The sequence below is a fragment of the Paenibacillus nitricinens genome (assembly GCF_052056485.1).
Taxonomy (GTDB): Bacteria; Bacillota; Bacilli; order Paenibacillales; family Paenibacillaceae; genus Paenibacillus_AQ; species Paenibacillus_AQ nitricinens.
In genome coordinates this window covers 3,062,888-3,083,040 of record NZ_CP183948.1, presented here as the reverse complement: position 1 = coordinate 3,083,040, position 20,153 = coordinate 3,062,888, and the positions used below count along the sequence as shown (strand labels likewise).

General features: G+C 41.3%; 16 protein-coding genes. 2 read left to right on the top strand and 14 right to left on the bottom strand.

The window, feature by feature from the left end; genetic code table 11:
* Window positions 1–10: 10 nt before the first annotated feature.
* On the bottom strand, window positions 11–514 hold the full coding sequence (locus tag ACN6KS_RS13660) for a ferritin (protein WP_440962215.1): 504 nt from the start codon (window positions 512–514) through the stop codon (window positions 11–13).
* 128 nt (window positions 515–642) lie between these two features.
* Here ACN6KS_RS13660 and nagZ point away from each other — a divergent pair, with 128 nt between their 5' ends.
* Entirely contained in the window at window positions 643–1,941 is a 1,299-nt protein-coding gene (gene nagZ, locus ACN6KS_RS13655) for a beta-N-acetylhexosaminidase (protein WP_440962214.1), read from the top strand.
* Between the two features lie 17 nt (window positions 1,942–1,958).
* On the opposite strand, the gene ACN6KS_RS13650 is transcribed toward nagZ, so the two are convergent.
* The 11 genes from ACN6KS_RS13650 to ACN6KS_RS13600 form a co-directional block, all read right to left on the bottom strand.
* Entirely contained in the window at window positions 1,959–3,047 is a 1,089-nt protein-coding gene (locus ACN6KS_RS13650; protein WP_440962213.1) for an efflux RND transporter periplasmic adaptor subunit, read from the bottom strand.
* 30 nt (window positions 3,048–3,077) lie between these two features.
* Window positions 3,078–4,460: an ABC transporter permease gene (locus tag ACN6KS_RS13645; protein ID WP_440962212.1), complete on the bottom strand. Its 1,383-nt coding sequence runs from the start codon at window positions 4,458–4,460 to the stop codon at window positions 3,078–3,080.
* Entirely contained in the window at window positions 4,450–5,169 is a 720-nt protein-coding gene (locus ACN6KS_RS13640; RefSeq protein ID WP_440962211.1) for an ABC transporter ATP-binding protein, read from the bottom strand. The genes ACN6KS_RS13645 and ACN6KS_RS13640 overlap by 11 nt, the downstream gene beginning before the upstream one ends.
* Before the next feature lie 39 nt (window positions 5,170–5,208).
* Window positions 5,209–7,794, bottom strand: coding sequence for a hypothetical protein (locus ACN6KS_RS13635; RefSeq protein ID WP_440962210.1), 2,586 nt, complete (start codon window positions 7,792–7,794; stop codon window positions 5,209–5,211).
* A gap of 136 nt (window positions 7,795–7,930) precedes the next feature.
* Entirely contained in the window at window positions 7,931–9,265 is a 1,335-nt protein-coding gene (locus ACN6KS_RS13630) for a hypothetical protein (protein ID WP_440962209.1), read from the bottom strand.
* Window positions 9,262–10,350, bottom strand: coding sequence for a DUF58 domain-containing protein (locus tag ACN6KS_RS13625; RefSeq protein WP_440962208.1), 1,089 nt, complete (start codon window positions 10,348–10,350; stop codon window positions 9,262–9,264). Before ACN6KS_RS13625 ends, ACN6KS_RS13630 begins: the two co-directional genes overlap by 4 nt.
* Window positions 10,351–10,353: 3 nt before the next feature.
* Entirely contained in the window at window positions 10,354–11,331 is a 978-nt protein-coding gene (locus tag ACN6KS_RS13620; protein WP_440962207.1) for an AAA family ATPase, read from the bottom strand.
* A gap of 139 nt (window positions 11,332–11,470) precedes the next feature.
* Complete coding sequence (locus ACN6KS_RS13615; protein WP_094869820.1) at window positions 11,471–12,559, bottom strand: GerAB/ArcD/ProY family transporter; 1,089 nt, start codon at window positions 12,557–12,559, stop codon at window positions 11,471–11,473.
* A gap of 20 nt (window positions 12,560–12,579) precedes the next feature.
* Window positions 12,580–13,737, bottom strand: coding sequence for a Ger(x)C family spore germination protein (locus ACN6KS_RS13610; RefSeq protein WP_440962206.1), 1,158 nt, complete (start codon window positions 13,735–13,737; stop codon window positions 12,580–12,582).
* Window positions 13,734–15,176, bottom strand: a complete 1,443-nt coding sequence (locus tag ACN6KS_RS13605) for a spore germination protein (RefSeq protein WP_341134645.1) — start codon at window positions 15,174–15,176, stop codon at window positions 13,734–13,736. The genes ACN6KS_RS13610 and ACN6KS_RS13605 overlap by 4 nt, the downstream gene beginning before the upstream one ends.
* A 158-nt stretch (window positions 15,177–15,334) precedes the next feature.
* A complete protein-coding gene (locus ACN6KS_RS13600) occupies window positions 15,335–16,195 on the bottom strand; it encodes a DUF421 domain-containing protein (RefSeq protein WP_094876065.1) in 861 nt (286 codons plus the stop codon).
* A 206-nt stretch (window positions 16,196–16,401) separates the two neighbouring features.
* Here ACN6KS_RS13600 and ACN6KS_RS13595 point away from each other — a divergent pair, with 206 nt between their 5' ends.
* Window positions 16,402–16,608, top strand: coding sequence for a DUF1657 domain-containing protein (locus tag ACN6KS_RS13595; RefSeq protein WP_036678243.1), 207 nt, complete (start codon window positions 16,402–16,404; stop codon window positions 16,606–16,608).
* Window positions 16,609–16,696: 88 nt separating this feature from the next.
* Here ACN6KS_RS13595 and ACN6KS_RS13590 read toward each other — a convergent pair whose 3' ends face one another.
* Both ACN6KS_RS13590 and ACN6KS_RS13585 read right to left on the bottom strand, forming a co-directional pair.
* The gene (locus tag ACN6KS_RS13590; RefSeq protein WP_094876064.1) at window positions 16,697–18,445 is read right to left on the bottom strand and encodes a sensor histidine kinase; all 1,749 of its coding nucleotides are present in this window, start codon (window positions 18,443–18,445) and stop codon (window positions 16,697–16,699) included.
* 16 nt (window positions 18,446–18,461) lie between these two features.
* A complete protein-coding gene (locus tag ACN6KS_RS13585; protein ID WP_280786061.1) occupies window positions 18,462–20,042 on the bottom strand; it encodes a response regulator transcription factor in 1,581 nt (526 codons plus the stop codon).
* Window positions 20,043–20,153 lie beyond the last annotated feature (111 nt).

The window sequence follows — 20,153 nt, the reverse complement described above, 5'->3', positions numbered from 1 at the left end:
GTAACTCAACTTACTCAGCAGGCGCTGTAAAAGTACGTGCAGCAAATTCAGCATCCAGCATGTAGAAGGCGTTGCTATCTTTATCAATTCTTTTCAGTTTGCTAATGATGTTGCTAAAGAGCGCTTCCTCTTCTACTTGCTCGTCAATAAACCATTTCAAGAAGTAGATCGTTGCGTGTTCACGCTCATCCAACGCCAAGTCAGCCAAGTGATAGAAGCGTTTCGTATTTTGTTGCTCATGCGCAAATGCATGTTCAAAAGCATCCAGCATTGAATTGTATTCGTTCTTCGGCTCTGGTAGAGCTTCAAGTGTCGCCCGATTATCGCGATCATTTAGAAATTTATAGATTTTCATGGCATGGAACCGTTCTTCTTCTGCTTGAATTAAGAAAAAGTTTGCGAAACCATCCAGACTTTCACCGGAACAATAGGCTGCCATAGCTAGATAAACATGAGCGGAATAAAACTCGAAATTCATCTGTTCATTAAGTGCGTTTACTAATCCATCTTTCATCTTTCCGTCACCTCATAATTCAATTTTTTATATGTAAAGATTTAAGTTCATCTTATCACCGAGTATCTAAGTCAGCAAGGATTCATCCTTCTGACATCTAAATAAGCAACGAAGGGACGTCTTTTTTAATGAACAGATTCACTCGTAATACCCTAAAACTGAAATTCTCTGGCACCCTCTTATTGACTTCAGCTATGTTATCTATGGTTCTGTTAACTAGCTGCTCCAATAGCAGTAACAGTTCTCAAGCTGTCGCTACAAATGCGCCGACTGCTGAATCTACACCTACGCCAGTTACCAGTTCCACAGCAGCTCCCTCCTCAGAGAGTGATCCAATGGCTGTTCAGGTTTCCAGTATGAGCCTTGAAGAGAAAATTGGACAAATGCTCCTTGTTGGTATCGATGGAACCGTTCTAGATGATCAAGCAAAAAGGATGATTGCCGAAGACAAAGTCGGTGGAATCATCCTTTATAAGAACAATATTCAAGACCTGAAGAGTATGGTCAGCCTCATTAATTCCATGAAAGAGAGTAACAGAGGCAACCCTGCCCCTTTATTTATGAGTATCGATCAGGAGGGCGGAAAAGTCAGCCGGATGCCTAAGGAGTATGCTTCTTTCCCCTCTAATGGAAAGGTCGGTACCCGTAAGGATGCTAATGCTGCCGAAATGATGGGCAAGCTGCTCGCTAGAGAAGTATTGTCAGCAGGATTTAATATGAACTTCGCTCCCGTCCTTGATATCAATAGTAATCCAGATAATCCTGTAATTGGAGATCGTTCCTTCGGCAGCTCCGCTGAACTAGTCAGTACGCTAGGGATTGCCGAAATGAAAGGGATTGAGAGCGAAGGTGTTGTTCCTGTCGTCAAACACTTCCCTGGTCACGGTGATACAGCTGTCGACTCCCACCTTGAGCTGCCGATTGTGAATAAGACCGCTGAAGAACTGGCTAAATTAGAATGGCTCCCTTTTCAAGCTGCAATTAAAGAGGGAACGGACGCCGTTATGGTCGCTCATATTTTGTTTCCAAAGCTTGATTCCGATAAACCCGCATCTTTATCAAATAAAATCATTGGTGAGCTGCTTCGCGGTGACATGAAGTATCAAGGACTCGTAATCACAGATGACCTAACTATGGGTGCTATCATGAAGAATTACGACCTTACCACAGCGGCGGTAGATACTATAAATGCAGGCAGTGATATCTTACTTATCGCTCACGGCTATGATAATGAGAAACGGGTATTAGAATATCTTCTGGACCATGTAAAAAAAGGTAAGATACAGGAATCACGGATTGATGAGAGCGTCTATCGGATTTTAGCATTGAAAGCTAAATATAATCTATCCGACGAGCCAGTTCCGGTTCCTGACCTTACCGAGCTAAATAAAAATATTAAATCTTGGCGACTCACGATTGAGAAATAAGCTTAGCTTATTTCAATCTATTGAAGAACAACAACATCTCCTACTTTCAACCCTGAGACGGCCTCTGTCTTGTCTGCCGTCTCCATGCCTACTTTGATATCTCTTCGTTCATACTGCCCATCCCCTTTATCCAGCATCACGTAGGAGAGATCTCCTTCGTGCATTACGGCGATGCTGGAGACTACGATTGCATTTTCTTTACGGACCGTCTCAATATCTCCGCTTAAGCTTAGTCCACCAATCAAGTGCTCATCAGACTGCAATGAGATAACCACTTCAAATTGTGGAACCGAAGTAGCAGTAGTATTTTGACCTGAAGCCGTCTTAGCAAATTTGGATACCTTAGTTACCTCTCCAGATAGCTTTGAATCTTTTAAAGCTGTCATTTTAACATCAACTTTCATTCCCGTCTTAATACGGAAGACATCTTGTTCACCTACAAGAGCAATGAATTCAAGCTTGTTCATATCTACAATTTTGCCGATGTATTGATTATCTGTCACTGTTTGCGGTATTTCACTCGCACTGTCAAATAGAAAAACACCAGTTGCTGGAGCATAGAAAAGGGCCGTTTTAATCTTGGCCTTCTTTTCTTTTAATTCACGAGCCTGTATTTCAGCATTTACTTGGTTAAGCTCATCTCCTAACCGAGCTGTTTCTTGGGCTGCGAGGGCTTTTATACGTTCGGCTTCTGTTGCTCCGAGAGCTGCATTCTCCTGGTCCTGCTGACTAACAAATTCATTTAATTCCGCTTCTAACTGTGCCTTTCGGATGGTCGCCTCCGATGTAGCAATCTCATTCTTTAAGGCTTCCTGATCGAGGGTAAACAGCAAATCCCCCTTCTTTACTTGCCCACCGTTCTCAACCTTCCATTTTGTTACTTTCGAAGCATATGGTGCATATACAAGTGTTTCTTGCTCATATCGTGAATTCCCCTTAACCTGAACGGAGTTCGTGATAGTTTCCTGTGTCACTTCAAAAGTTATCGCTTGTGGTGGTTCAATAGGTTCTAGCTGTGCCTCAGTTTTATACATCTTGCTGTATACAAAATAACCCGCTGCAATAATGATCAATACCAATAAAATCCACTTGATTCTCCTCTTCATCACTTCTGCTTCCTTTCAACTTAAAAATAGCTAATCCCGTTTTATCGCCGTGAGCGCATTTGTTCTGGACGCGCTGATCGCCGGATAAATTCCCGATAGTACTCCTGTCATCACTGCAAATGCAATGCCAATTGGAAGGGTCATCAGAGGAATAGTGATAACCAAGGGTTCACCACCCATTCCCATGCCTCCTGTGGTACCAATGAGCTTATTTATGCCAAACACAATCAAGTACGAAAAGCCTATACCGAGTAGCCCACCCAGCATCCCGAGCAATGCCGCTTCTGTAATGAACATATTTCGGATCTGCCCCATATTAGCGCCTAACACCTTCATAATACCGATCTGCCGACGACGCTGATGGGTGGACATGGTCATCGCAACGATGATCGAGATCGAAGCAATAATTAGAATAAATATACCAATACCAAGCGCTGCTTTCTTGAACATGCTGAATGTAGAAGCCATCGCCTCTTTTTGATACAAATTCGTACTTGTATTTAGTGTAAGTTTCTGGATAAGCTTCTCCACTTGCACAATGTTGTCCGTACTGTCGACTTTTACAATGGCTGAGTTGTAGACATCCTTCTGCCCAGCAGTTCCATTCATTAGTTTCAGTTGTTCAACCAGACGCTCACCAGTCTCTAGCGAGACGTAAATCTTCTTGTCGTACATCGCCATATCAGGGTTCCCCGTACTATCCAATATCCCAACAATTTGAAGAGGTGAGCTGATTAGGGACTGTCCAGTTTCAGAAGCAGGGCCATACGATTGTAATTGAACCTGTTGTTTGAACATATCCGACGGAAGCATGCTTAAACTGTTGTACTGTTCCATTATTTTATTATTGTAAGGATCAGTATTCAGTTGTTCAAAAAGACGTTGCCGAGTCTCGACATCAATCAATCCTACAGTTGCTCCATAGTTTAGTACTGCCATACCAACCGAATCTGAAGGACCACCCTGCTTGAATTTATGGTCATATTTCGTTAGTAGTCGAAGATCCGTTCCAATTAGCTGTATGTCGGTAATTTTATTATCGATAGTAGTCATTTGTATGTAGGCAAGCTCTTGAAAAGGTGCTGCTGCGGTAACATGCCGCAGGCCTTGAACAATTTTCAGCTTCTGGGCCGTTAGCCTGCCGGGGTCGAGCTTTGCATCAGAGGCAGAGGCTCCTTTTCCTTCTCCGCCCCCTTGTGAAGGGATACCGCTGTTCGGAGTCACTGTAATTTCATCCATTTTGAAATTCCGGTTAATTTCCCGCTCCGTATAGCTTTGCGCGGAATCTCCTATACTTAAAGCAACAATAATAGCAGCACAGCCAATCGATATACCTGCCATACAAAGACCTGTGACAACTTTCCGTCGTTTGACTTGCTCCCAAGCCAAACGTGAAATATCACTAATCCTCAATTAATTTACCCCCTTCGAGTTCTGTATCCGAAGAAGTTTGTTTCTCAGTAATCATATATCCATCCTGAAGCGTGAAGATTCGTTGCATTTGTTCCGCAACATTGAGCTCGTGAGTTACAACGATGAAGGTGGTCTTCATCTTCTTGTTCAGGTTAAGCAGGATATTAATAATTTCCTCTTCTGTCTTCGAGTCCAGGTTTCCAGTCGGTTCATCTGCGAAAATAACAGACGGCTCCGTGATCAAGGAACGTGCAATACTGACCCGTTGCTGTTGTCCTCCAGACAACTGTGAAGGGAACAGGTCGGCTTTATCCGGAATGCCGACCCCTTCCAGCAAAGCCAGAGCTTTTTGCTTACGTATTGATGGGGAGACGGATTGGAACACAAGCGGCAACTCAACATTTTCCCGGACAGTCAAGCTAGTAATCAGCTCATAAGCTTGAAAGATAAATCCGATATGCTTCCTACGAAATTCAGATAGCTTGTTTTCGCTCATCTTCACAATATCTTGGTCAGCAATGTAAATATGGCCTTCCGTAGGCTTCATCAGACCTGCCATCAGGTTTAGCATGGTTGACTTACCGGAACCCGAGCTCCCCAGTAATGCCACCATCTCCCCCTTTTTCACAGAAAAATCTATTTGATGAAGGACTGCCGTCGTTTCATTACCATTCTTAAAAGAATGCGTTACATTTTCCACTCGCAACATTGGAGCTGCTCCTTCTCGTACATTAATAGATATGAATTCTTACTTTTCAGTTACTGGTCTATCAATCTTTATGCTATATGCCTGGCTGGCCAGCTCAATCCGTTCTCCTTGGAACTCATCATACAGCGTGATTCTGTAGGCGCCACCTGACAAGTTTTTATACATATTATTGGTAAAGGTTGCAGTATACGAGTTGTTATTTCCTTCGAGAAGTTCAGTCCCGATGTTCAAGCTTCGTTCCTGTGATAGACCATATGGATCTGTCATTTTGAGCACCAGCTTATGGGTGAAGGTTCCCATGTCATAGGTACTGTCACGAAGAAGGTTATAATTCATAACGATATCTATTGTGTTACTACCTTGCATAGATCGCCCTTCCGAACTTAGAACAGACATCGTGTACGGATATAGCGCCACCTTCGTCAAGTTATTCTCCGGTGGAGTAGAAACTGGATTTAGACTCAATGAAGCAATGTTAATGAACCCAGTTGGTTCCTGCCCAGGTTCAGACAGCTTATTTCCAGTAATCCCTGGACCTAGATACATACTAACGTCTGATGGAATAACGGATTTAGGCAATTTTGCCCAGTACGTAATTAATTGCTTACCACCCGGTGTAGCTGAAGTATCTGGCTGATTCACTGTTGCTTCGAATAGCTGGCCATCTCCCGTTTTAAAGTAACCCTGAAGGCGAGCCATTTTGCTTTGTCTTTTTTCCTCACTGCTAAGCAGTAGTTCTGTATATACGATATTAGAATTGAGACCTTCATAAATAACGGTTTTGTTCTCTTGAACACTAGCGTTCTTGCCTTTACCGGTAATTGCATAACTTCCCCCACGTTCAATAGTCGCTACAGCATTCATCGTACTGTTCGTGCTAAGCGATAGGAACGAGCTCTTCTCTTCTTTTACCGTTGTAAAGAGGTTCACTTTTAATTTATCGAACTCTTGCGTATAAGGGATTTTGGCAAATACATAGATCTCCGCATTTTTTCCTGCCGCAATGATCGAGGTTTCCTTGTCCATAAACAGTTCTGTTGAAGAAGATACATCGTCATTGTCTACCTGGACAGATCCTTTTAATTCTGGAAGCATTAATGCCACCGATTGGGAATTCTTAATATTTATTCTTGCAACTACGATATCATCATCTTTCCAAGGAAAACGCTGTAATGACAGCAAGTTATAAGTGAAAGAGCCGTATTCATTCGATGCGCTATACTCCACGCCTTGTTGAATCTCAGGTCGTAGCGTATAGGAAATTGTGTAGTAAGCAACGGGTACTGTCAGCTTGGCTGTATTTCCCGTACTTACATTATTCCCTTCAGATCCAGTTCCCTCACCTGCACTGCCCGAATCTGGATTAGCTGGAGCTGAGACAGCCTCTATCATTTGCAATTGCAGCGAACTCTGCTCAACCTCAAGCGGAATTTGTGCGGTAAGCGGAATGATTTTTTCCTCCAAAGGCTTTATAGTTAAGCCGCTTAATCCCTTCGCATTGATCGGAAAGGCTGTCCCTGTTGAAGATTTAACGGCAAGCTCATAAGTTGGCAGCGTAACTGTCGTCTTCCCTACATTTTTCACTCGAAGCTGGAAGGTCCAAATCCCTTTATTATTCTCAGCGTATACGTTTGCGTTGTTTAACTGAGTTTCTATCGGATTATTATTAATGGTGATTTTCTTGGTCACACCTTTACCTACCACCAAGTTAGGTGTTGTAGCTGCTGGAAGCTTGTACGAAGATTTAGCGATCTCTAGCTTCAGTGCTTCATCTTTTTGCGTAAATTGCAGCTTCATATTGTCCGTCTTCATATAAGGAGGAATCTCGGCAAGATAATAGATAATCTTCTTCTCCTGCGGCTGAATCTTGTAACTAATCTGAGAACGATCAAGTGCTAATTCATACGAACTGCCACCTGCAGAGAGTAAATAAGCCGCATAACCCGGATCACTGAGTACCTTGCTGCCCTTATTAGTCAGGCTTATTCCCACCTTGGCATAAACTTTCCCATTATATTTATAGAGCTCCAAGGACTCACTTTTGGCGATGACAGGAATGTCATTCATTGTGGTGCTAACATTTTTTCCATTTACGGCAGTTGGGGAATAATTAGCTGGCACAGTAAAACTTCCTGCATGCTTTAAATAACCTTTGGTTTTGGAATCCCATACATACATGGGAATCTTAATCCCTTTTAAAGAATTGGTCTTACCTATGTTGACGTAATATGTAACCCGCAAGCTTTCTTTAGCACCAATCTTCTTCTTAGCCGCGTCAGCGCTCAGAGGGTTACCTGGAATAACAGAACCCCCTGGCGTCGTCACTCTCGAAAAATAGTACATTAGGTTTGCGTTTTTACTGCTCCCATTCGAATAATTCAGGGTATAGGTTAAAATATTCCCACCAGGTTGTGACCAAACATTGACATCTTCTAATGTAGCTTTGATATTTGCACCTAAAGAAATGGAACCCAGATTGCTAGGGGGTGTTACTGTCGCCGCAGCTACAGCTGGATTGGTACGAACAGCATTAGCGGATGCCGCTGAAGCTGTATGGCCAGTCAGTTGACTGATGACAAAGGTACTTAATAGTAAAACAACATATGTACTGCTATGCTTTCTCATTTACTTCCCTCCACGAGTATTTTGCTAGAATTATTATAGTAGTAACTGCAAATCCAATTGTATCCATGTTGTAACACTTTTGAAGCGTTTGTAACCTATTTGTTCCTATTTGCACGAATTTGAAGAATATTCTATTCTATAATTTCAATTCATCTTTCAATGCAGCCACATCATCCGCAGAAGGGTTTTCTTCTCCATATCTAACTTTTTCATATAATTCAATTAATGAATTCGACGTATTAACCGTACGTTCTTCGCCCTTATGTTTAACCTTGTTAAGAGCAGTCCATTTTATAATATCGCTTTCTGTTTCCTTCGGCGTAAGATAACTCTTAACTTCATAACCATGATCGTGCTTCAAATGAAGCCAACGCCGATATAACCAACGAACACGTTCCGTTTCACTATTCATCTGCTCCCAGCGGTCTTTTCGATGTCTTGGTGTAAGGCGAGTACTCCAGAAATCCTTAAGACCTTGAAGCGTTTGTTCCCATGTAAATACACTTTTTTCCTCATCAAGATAAGTTGTATTGTCCTTTGGAGTATGCTCTCTGCGCAGCATGGATAACAAGGCATCCATGGCTCTCTTTAATTTCCCGCCGGCATTTCTATACAACCACCGAAGTCCATAATAAGCTGCAACGCCCAATAACACTGCTCCAGCAACATATAAAGCAACATCTAATATAGCAGCTAGTAGACCAGGCTTTTCATCTCCAACAAAAGGTAGTTCCGGACTCGCTTGTGGCTGTTCTACGGGCGGAGGTAGCGGCTCACTTGACCCTGAGAATAAATTACTAATCCATCCGAAGAACGAACGTACCATATTCCATAGCAGTGTCCCTATAGCTTTTCCGACTCCCGCCGCTAACACTGCCGCAACAATTCCTATTCCAATGACATAAATACGATTATACCTTTGTAATCCTTTTGGCAAAGATTTGCCCTCTTGAGAAAGCGTACTATATTGTAAATAACTACTATTATAAATAAATAATGTGAGCAATAGACACAAACTACCGCACCAGGTCAGGAGTGTAACACTCTCCTCCAAATCGGTAATTCTCCCAAAGACAATGGTCGCAACAAAATAGATTACCATACCTATCCAATACTTCTTACTGGATTGTTCTCTAGAGTCAGCAGTCATACCGAGAAAAGCGCATATAAAACCTGCGACACCTAAAGGCAGACTCTCGATAGACAGACTTCCTGCTGACAAAGCCCCAACCACCGTCCCAAGGATTAGAGCAGACAGCAGCTGCTTCCATCTAACACTACATTGTTTTCGTAGCAGAATACCTACTAATGATATTAGTGGTATGGCGGTCAGCCACATAGGTTCAACTTGCTTGGGTAGTACATAAACCTGAAACAGAATCCATACAGGTAAAACTAATAATAGTTCTAGGATGGAGAATATCCAGAGTTTGACCGTATTCCATACGTAACCAGATAACGGAAGTTTCATGCGCTCTCTCCTCCCTGTTCCGGAATATCCAGCCATTCTACACCATTGCCCAACACCAATAAGAGGTCAGCAGCCTCTTGTAATTGCGCTCCTCTATGACAGCTAATGATCAGAAAGTCTGTATCACTTATTCCACTCTCGGCCTGCATGGCTAGCAATCGACTCATAGGAAGCGTTCTGTCTAGCTCCAGTTTCGCTAACAGCTCTAGCAAGTCTTCCAGCTCAGCCATAGATTCTGCTTCAACAGGATCTCTTTCGCCCCCGTTATCCAATCTGCCGTTACAGATAAATCCCGTCTCAATTCCATGGCGCATGGCGTATTCGGCAATAGTGGCTGCATAACGTATCCCTTGCTCGATACGTTCAACATCTGTTACCGCTCTCCACATGGAATCACTGTCCTCTATATTCAAACAAATGACGAGCCTGGAATCCGCAGTGTAATCTTTCTTATGCACCTGCATAGTCCCTGTGCGCGCTGTTGCCTTCCAGTTTATAAGCCCCATAGAATCTCCTGAGCTATACTCGCGAATACCTGCAGTCAGGAAAGGATCTTCTACGATCCATCTTTTCACTGGAAGTTCACCCAGCCAGCTATGTATCGGAAGCGGAAGATCGTCTAAATTCAACAAATTAGGATAAACTAATAACTCTAATTGGAGAGGATACGTTTTATTGTTCCGAATTAATCCGAAGGGATCTCCAGTGGTCATGGTGACCGATTCCAAACGGTATATCCCGCGCCGCTCGCAAGTTACTTGATGCCGCCGTTTAATATGACGGTAAGATTTAAGAAAGAACAAGCTGATATGATTCTGGTAGATTTCACCCGTGCTAATGCCGAGATTATCCTGACTTCCAAATCCCAAGCCTCTGGCAATACTAGATTCCAGTCGAAGCCAAGGTAAGGGCAGGAGCTTTGCATTCATGATCTCCTCAATCATCTCAAGGTTATCCCCTTCATAAGCGACTTTCGTCGAGAAATACCGAGTGTAACTAAGCGCTTTCAGACCATTCCGTTCATAGATCACGGCAAGTAGGAACAGGAGCGCTATTGTAATAAAAATGAACCAAGGCAACGCCATAGCTCATTCCACCTTTCCGCCTCTTAAGGACGCAACAAGTTCTGTTGGCACTTCTACCTCACGAAGCACTTGTATCACAATTTCTGCGGCCTGACCCTCTTTTGAACCTAATCCACGATGAAGCAGTAGACGATGTGCAAGCACCGGAACAGCTACGGCTTTAATATCATCTGGTGTAACGTAAGATCTACCTTGAATTAGAGCATATCCTTGAGATGATCTGAGCAATGCTCCGCTTGCACGTGGGCTCGCCCCTAGTTTTACTGCCGAAGATTTACGAGTAGCTTCCGTAATCCGAACGATATAGGCTAGCAAATCATCACTAATACTCACGGAAGCGGCCAAATGCTGTGCAGCTTGAATATCTTGAGCGCTAGCCACAGCAAAAGTCTCTTCAAGCGGATTATTCTCACGGAAACGCTGTAAAATATGAATCCCTTCGTCAAATGAAGGATAACCCGTAGTAATCCGCATCAGAAATCTATCTAATTGAGCTTCGGGCAACGGAAAAGTGCCCTGGTTATCAATCGGATTCTGAGTAGCAATAACGAGAAAAGGTGCTTCAAGAACATGAGTCACACCATCGATCGTGATTTGCCGCTCCTCCATACATTCCAGCAGACTGGATTGTGTTCTTGGTGTTGCACGGTTAATTTCATCAGCCAATAAAATATTCGCAAATACTGGACCTGGTCTAAACTGAAATTCACCTGTCTTTTGATTATAAAAATTAATCCCGCTTAAATCTGAAGGCAGCAAATCTGGTGTAAATTGTATACGCTTAAATGTACAATCTAAAGATTTTGCAAGGACTTTGGCTAGCAAGGTTTTACCAGTACCCGGAACATCTTCCAGCAGAACATGGCCATTCGCAAGTAATGCGGTTAGTAGCAGATCTACTCCATCCTCTTTTCCAACAATGACTCTAGCTAGATTGGTTCTAATAGATTTGATGAGTTCGGTAACTTCTTGAAGATTCATGTAAATGCACCATCCAATCTGAGGAAATTATTGTAATAATTCCTTTCATCATAACAGAAAGTGTATCCAATATATAATTCACAAGAAAAGGTGCTACCTATTAAAAAGGCAGCACCTAGATTTCCCTCTCTGTTTTCATTTACCTCGCCGTTTTATTCCGATATCGAAAGTAAGCCGTGATGGCATAATAGATCGGGATGCTTTCAACAATTAGCCAAATGACAACAATAGCATAACTATTATAGTGTTTATAATAACTGCCTATGTGTCGTGAATATAAAAAAGCTATCGATATTGAAGCTATTGTTAAGAAGGGAATGTACATTTTTCTAGCTTTTGTATTAAACAAGCCCGATACACATCTAGAGGCTACGTAGATAAGAAAAGAGCTGTGAATGAACATAGAAGATGACCATATTCCAATTAAGAGCGGATCCGAATTACCTAGCAAATTATCTTGTTTGGAGCTACGCACCAATTCAAGGAAAGGATATTGCAGTTGCTGACCCAAGTGTGGACCAAAACTCATCATCGTCAGTGACCAACCAATTAAGACAGTGACTAGGACAAATACCCCTGTTAATACTAATTTTTTGAGCATCTTCGCTTCAAGCTTTAGATCGGGCACAACAAACAAGAGGACAATCCATTCTCCAAACCATGACATGACTACAATAGAGTCTTTCAGGGCAATCCCGGGATCATGATAATGAATGAAGGCTGGCAGCATATTGAAGTCCGCATTCGGTAGAAATAAATTAAATAAAATGATCATCGTGATGAAAAAAACAAGAAAAAGACCATCCGCCATATACGCTATCGTTGTAAAGCCTAAACTTGCCGTATACATAATCACCAGCCCAATTACACATTGAATAAACAGAGGCGGAGTTCCTCTCAAATAATTAGAACCAAAGAATAGCACAAAGTTCTCAATATCATAAGATGCATAATAAACACACCAGCTTAAGAGCAATAGAAGCATGAACTTGTGTGGCCATTTACCTATGATCTCTTTTCCAAAGCTAACCCACGCTTGATTAGGGCGCAACATACCGACGTAAAAAGTAAACCACAATAAGATCAACCCTAATAATGACCCCACTATTAATGCAATCCAGCCTTGATAGGATGAAGTAGCAATTAGAGTCGGAATCAAAAAAATAGTGGTTTGAGAGCTGAAGAAAATAATGAAAAAACGGAACAGCTGCCATTTCGATGTTCGCATAACTTCTCCCTCTAAACGTCTTATTTTGCTGTTCCAAAATCCACAATGCTAAAATCTGTCTTCACCTTTATATCAGCCTCTTGAGCGTAATAATTATCCCAGCGCTCTCTAACTTGCTTCCATTGCTTTGGATCGTTCCATTCCAGTAACAATCCGAGCTGTAGAATATCGGCACCTGCTTTTTGGGTATTACGAATAGCTTCGGTAAGATGATCAGAGACTTTCTCTTTAAGCTTTGCAATGATAATTTGGCCGAGTTCCTCTGCATCCCTATTCTTAGGGTCCCTTAAATAAATAACACTAGCTTTCCCCTTTAAATTGACTGTGAAAACAGGACCTTTATCCGTTTGATTTAACTTCTTTGATGATTTCGTGCTTACAAATATAACACTTGCGCCACCATTGCCCTCATCCCAATCGACGGAGTAAACTGCCAGCTTAAGACTGCCTGCCGCCCAAGCTAATGCCCTTCCCTCTTTAAGCTTAAGAACTCCTTTCATCTTATCTTTTTGAAACAGCATTGCCCCTTGGATTCCTGCCCAATACTCCGGTTTTCCATCCTTAGATGCTGCTTCTTCTTTTTTACCAAAGGAAAGATTGTTTATAGCAAAACCAACACCTGATGCTTCTGCAAACAAGCAATCCTTAACCGTAGTAGAAAACAAATATCTCTCTGATCCAAAGTTCTTTAGTACATCCGAAGGCAATTGCTCGTAAATAGGTGCTAGTGTACTCATTTCTTTGGCACTTCCGGGGCTAGCCATAACATACGCACCCAGAGGAAGACTAGGTTCTCTTTCAATCCATAGCAGTAGTTCACTTATGCCTTGTTCAGCAAAGGTTTTCCCTAAGACAATTACATTTAATTGAGCAAGACTAAGTTTACGTGTTAAATCTTTTTGAATTAACAACATAGCGTCTGCAATCGTTCCTGAGGTCTTAGAAACTGTAGAATAAGTTTTCCCGTCTCCTCCTCCGCCACTTGAAGGTTGTCCAGCTGCGTTAAGCCGATTGGGCAAGGGTGAGTTAATCGTAATTTCAATAGTACCTTGTTCTTTGCCTTCATCAATAAACATTCCGTATACAAATGTTAGTTCATCCAATTCTACCTTTGACGACCAGCAGCCTGTTATATTTAGGAGCAAGATTACAATCACTCCTATCTTCAGGATTCTCATTTCTCTTTCTGTCTCCTTTTATTCCTATCTGTATAGAGGTTGCTGCGTTTCGTCATAAAGTTCGAGGGAAACCGGGCTAATGTATCCTTCCAGTCCTGTAACACAAATGGGGCAACGGGTTGCAAATATGGAGCACCTAACGGCCTTAAATTAGCTAAATGTCCATAAATCAAAAAAGCTGTAATATATACCCCGAGCAACCCCATGGTTCCACCCATAATCAGTAACGGGAAACGAAGTAGTCGGAAAGTCAGACCAAGCTCATAATGGGGGATGATATAAGTGGCAATTCCAGTAATAGAAACCACAATAACCATTGGTGCAGATACAATTCCTGCTTGGACCGCAGCCTGACCAATAACGATACCCCCAATAATTGAAACCGTCTGCCCAACAGGCTTTGGAATTCTAGTCCCAGCCTCTCTAAGCGCTTCAAAGGTTAGCTCCATAATTAAAGCCTCGGTAAGCGCTGAGAAAGGAATGTTCTCTCTCGCTGAAGCAATGGTAATTAACAGATTCGGTGGAATGATTTGAGGATGAAAGGTTGTAATCGCTACATAAAGTGATGGAAGAATCATGGATATGATTGAGAACATAAATCGAACAATACGAATCCAGCTTGCCGCATAAAAGCTTTGGTAATAATCCTCAGAGGATTGCAGCATTGTAAAAAGGGATGTCGGTGCAATCATTGCAGTTGGTGTTCCGTCTTGTAAGATTCCGACCCGACCTTCCATCAGCGAAGCCGCTACTGAGTCAGGGCGTTCTGTATATTGAAATACCGGAAAAGGGGTGAAGTTTCCCTTTCTCAAATGTTCCGATAGGTAACTAATACCCAGTATCCCGTCAATATCTATTTCATCGAGTTTCTGTTTAATCTCAGCTAGAACTTCTTTTTTGTAAAGTCCTTCAATATAGACCACATACACATCAGTTTTTGTATATTTCCCAATTGAATAATGCATGGTTTTTAGATCCGGATGTTTAATTTTATGTCGAATCAAAGAGAGATTCGTTTCAATATCTTCAATGAAAGCCTCTTGGGGACCAATCACTACAAGTTCGTTTTGTGATTCGGTCACTGATCTTTTTTGATATTGGGTAATTTCAAAATAATAAACATAAGGAAGGTCCTCTATATAAAGCACTACTTTCCCTGCAACGATCAAATCTACAATCTTTTGTAGGTCATACATCTTAAAATAGGAGACGGGAAAAACAACGCCTTGATCTAACCGTTCTAAGAAGTCAGGCCATTCTAACTTTACATTGGCTTCTGCGATTAGCGGTAATGCAATACTTTCATGAAGTGTCTTAGAATCGATGATGGAGGGTAAATAGATCAACTGACAGGTATGCCCATGAACAGAAATGTTCTGATACACCGTATCACTGCTACCCACCAGTTGATCTTTAATGGTCTCTAAAATTCCTGACATTGGCTGTATACCTCCTTTTTTGCGTTGTATCAATCTGGCTTAGTTTGCCAATGGTTTACCAGGTTTATACTTTCTACTCCATTTAGCTGCAGACAAAGAAAGAACCGGAATGAATAACCGGTTCTTTCGTGTTTTTGTATGAGGTTTGTTAGCGCCCATCAACTTTGGATTAAAGGCTTTAGCACTTTCAAAGATGCTTGCAATTGCTCTGAGCACTGTTCATACATTTTTTTTGCTTTTTCATTATCTGTCGACAAACTGAACATTTCCAGATCCGCTTCACATTTTTTGAGCAAAGCATATAATTGTGGTTTATCTTGTGGCTGTGGAACTTTAAAGTTATCAGCATACAAATCGACCGTCAGCTCACCGTAAGAATCAACTTGCCCGAGAAATACATTCTCGACGGTTAGCCCCATTTTCTCAAGCGCTCCATCAAGCCAGCTGCGTGTCAGATTTAAGGTGTCTAGCGGTTTATCTAATACTTTCCCATCCATGATGACAGCTTGTGATTCTTTCTGTGGGGCTACCCTCACACCCAGATCCTTTGCCGATAGCGGGAGATACTCCTTCTTAAGCAGAATATTTATCGCTCCGTCAGACTCCATAATCGCAAACTCAACTTCAGATATGTTGAATACATCTTTAGCACGAAGTTTCGCTAATAATTCATCTGTAGTCAAGAGTTCCTTTTTCATATTATCTTCGAGTATTTTACCGTCCTTAATAAGTACAGTAGCCTTAAAATCAATAAAATCTCTTGCTTTCTTACTCTTGGTCTGAACAAATTCAATACCAAGCGAACAGGCCACCCAAACCACAAGTGCAATCAGGCCCAAATGCCAATACTTATCCGTGTCCATAGAAATGTAGGCGGCCAAGCTACCGATGGTTATTCCCGTAATGTACTCAAAGAACGAAAGCTGTGAAACTTGTCTCTTTCCCAACAATTTCGTTAATAAGAAAAGGACTACCACAGCAAAGAGTGTTCGAACTACAACCTCCAACCACTCCGGCATTACAAATACCCTCCTTTTAAATCAACCCTTGTTTATTAACACTCATTATTTGTTAAATACGGTTTATTCAATCCTAAATTAGACTACTTTTTTATGGAAATCGGGTTACTTGAAACGTTTGTATTTTTTTCCTGCATAACTAAAGTGGGGGTTGAGGACAATAGGAAACGTCATGCTAAAAACTTTAAACAGAGGAGAGAAACCTAATGACAGTAGCCTCACAAGTAAAAACATGTTTATCTTCTTTAAAAGGTGCACAAGCGAGCCTTGAGCAATTTGCACTTGAAACACAAAACGAAAGTGCAAAAACGTTATTTACAAATGCAGCTGAGCAAACGCAGCAAATCGTAACACAGGTTGAAAATCGGGTAACTGAATTAGAGTCTGAAGAACCTCAATACAAAGGCTTCTAAATTTATCACTTGAACAATCAAAGGGGTCTTAAAGCTAGCACTAACTAGCTTTAAGACCCCTTTCTCTATAACACAACAACAATGCGCCTTACTTTCTTTTTTTGGCAGGAATCAAGATCTGAACTGAAGTGCCAATTCCGACACGACTAAAAATAGTTACGCCATACTCAGGCCCATATTGCAGTTTAATCCGTTGATCCACATTACGGACGCCATAACCGGTGTTCGTATGACCCTTCGAATCGAATATTTGATCAATCCGTTCCTGTCTGATGCCTATACCATCGTCAATGATTCGGAAGAGAATACTATCGCCTTCCTTACGTCCTACTATCCGCAAATGAATGTGATCGCCGCACCAAGCATGCTTCAGCACGTTCTCGATAAAAGGTTGTAGAATCAGTTTAATAGTCTCGTAAGGCCAGATCTCAGTATCAAAATCAAACATAACCTCCAAGCGGTCACCATATTTAATTTTCTGGATTTCTAAATAGGCGTTGGCTTGCTCAATTTCGGTTGGAACCGGAATCATCGTACGGCCTTCATTTAGTGTTAAACGATAAAACTTCGCTAACTCCAGTACCATCTTCTGCAGCTTCTCATTTTGACCAAACTTGGCTAATTGAATAATAGACGACAATGTATTGTACAGGAAATGTGGGTTGATTTGCGATTGTAGGATTTCAAGCTCCGCTTCTTTCTTCTGGAGCTGCGTCAGATATACCTCTTTAATCAACATATCAATATTCTCACCCATATCATTCAGCGCAGTTGCTATCTGAGAGAATTCATCCTTCCCCCGATATTTTATACGCTTGTGAAGATCACCTTCCCGATAAGCATTAAGCACATATACGAACTTATTAATCCGAATCGAAAAATAACGGGATATAAATATGCCTACAAAGCTAAAAACCACACAGCATATGAGACACATTAAAATAATAAACAAACGTACCTTCATTGCATCCTTTTCAAGGATTGCAATTGGAACAAGCGCGATTAATTGCCATGCTTGGTTAGCAACCATAATCGTTTCTTTAATCGTAAGGTAATCCTTATTTAGTTCGGCTTCATTAGTATAGTTCTCCGGTAGTTCACCCGATTGATACATCGTTCTTCCAAACTCATTTTTTATAATTAAATTACTTCCTTTTCCTATCTTCGTATAACTGACACTGTCAAATAGATCTGGAATTCTTACATTAATCCGCAGGAATCCTATCTCTTTAGGCTTAAGAGGTTCGTATGTATCAATTAGTCTACGGAGCAAAGAGATGCGGTTATTCTCTACATCGCTCTCGATCTGCCACCATTTCATAGTTTCAGCGTACTTTTCAGTTGGAAAATCATAGTACCAGGATTTACCTTCAATTCGTTTCATGTGGTAGAGATGATAAAAGCTACTATTATCCAAATAGCCCTCAAGTGAATTCGAATAGATCTCAGGGATCGATTCATTCTTTAAGAATAGCGACATTCCTATCTTCACACCTGTAGATTGAATAGCTACGTCAAGCTTCGGCAGCACCTTCTTAGACATCCGATCGTAATTTTCCCAGCCTTCCTCATAACTCCGAAGATTTCGATAAAAATCAAAATCACTGTATAATTGCGTTGATATTCGAGTAACTTCGTCCATTTTATAATCAATATTGTCACGTATCTGCAATAACGTTCCTTTAATATTCGTATTGATATGTTCGCGCAATGAATCATTATACATGGAATGAGAGACGAACCCTATCAAGGATATAGGAATAATAATAAAAAACATATACGTCAGCATTAACTTATACCCAATCGGCACATATTTATGTCTTCTTCGCATTTTCATAGAACATCATCCCCCATCACTTGTCGCGCTTACGATACTCCATAGGTGTCATACCATAAGCCTCTTTGAACTGTCTGCTGAAATAAGGGAGATACCGATAGCCTACCTTGCTAGCGATTTCATAGATTTTGCATGTCGGATCTTTTAAAAGCTTGCCTGCTTGATCCATTCGAAGCTGTGTAAGTACTTCGCTGAACGTTTTCCCAGTTTCCTCTTTGAATAGGTAACCCAAATAGTTAGGGGAGAAAGAGAACTGCTGCGCAATATCTTTAAGCGTAAAGTTATCGCTCATTCTGTCCTGCATCGTTTGGATGATTTCTCTAATCAATTTATGGTTCACTGAATCTGATTTACTACGCAGGTACTCTGAGATCTCAAACGTTTTGAGTACGAGCCATGAGCGAATATCGCTGATCGTATCGAATTGGTGTAAAACATCTAAACTATGTATCTCCATACCTAAAATTTCAAATAAATCCTCACTAACATCCTTTAACTGCTGATCCAGCTTCCAAATGATATACATTGCCAGATTATGAATCGTGAATTTGGATCTTAAACTACTTACAGAGCGGAATAACTTGTCTATCTCATCATAAATAAGAACTAACTCATACTCTTTCACCGCTTTAAACAGCGTATCCATACGGGTATCTAACATACGGGCATCGATCATCCCCGGTTCGCTGCTAACGGTTTCATACATAATTAGATTGCCCTTGCCAATAAACATTTTCCCGTCCACAGCTTCCATAGCTTGTCGATAGGAGATATGAATCTGTTCCATAGAAAATGTTGGTTTGCCTACACCTACAGTCATTGTGACTGGAAACTTCGCTCGAATCGAGGCGTAAATATCCGCAGTAAACTTTTCCATTTCCTGCTCGTTAATCAATAATGCAATCCGATAGGCCGATACCTTGTAACAATGTGGCATTCCGTGCTTCTGACCTATTCTATTCACTTCATAAAGGAAGTCCTTGGCCATTTGATGTTTAGATAGATTATCCTGTCCTTGAAGCCAGTTGAAGTAGTCAAGCTCCAAGACAGCTACACGAACAGGCCAATTCAGCTTATCCAAACCGTATGACTTCACAAGCGACAACATTCCGGCCTGGCTACCCTCTTCCCATTCTCCTTCGAATAAGCGGATTAACAAATCATTTTTGGCCATTGGAATCATATGCTGATAGGCTTCTTCAACATCACGGCGCTTACGTTCATCGTCTAAATCCTGCCTTACTTTCTGAAGTGCAGCAATGAGTTCACTATCATCCATGGGCTTAAGGACGTAACTATACGCCTTTAGTGACAAAGCTTGCTTAACATAACTAAAATCTTGGTAACCGCTTACAAATATCACGCGTATATCCTTTTTTTTCTCTATGGCAATTCGGGCCAGCTCAAGACCCGACATATTCGGCATATTCACATCACTTACGATAATATCAATCACATGCTGATCTAAAATATCGCACGCGGTAAACGCATTATTTGCAGCCTCCACAACTTCCATACCAAGCTCATTCCAAGGAATAAATTGTCTCATACCTTCTAGATCCAACATCTCATCGTCTACTAATAATACGTTGTACATCAACAAGTCCCCTTTGAAATGCATTAATCAATCCTGTAAATTCTACCATTACTCTTTCCCAGTATACCATTCATAAATTTGTCTAACAGTCTATAAACAATGAGTCATCAG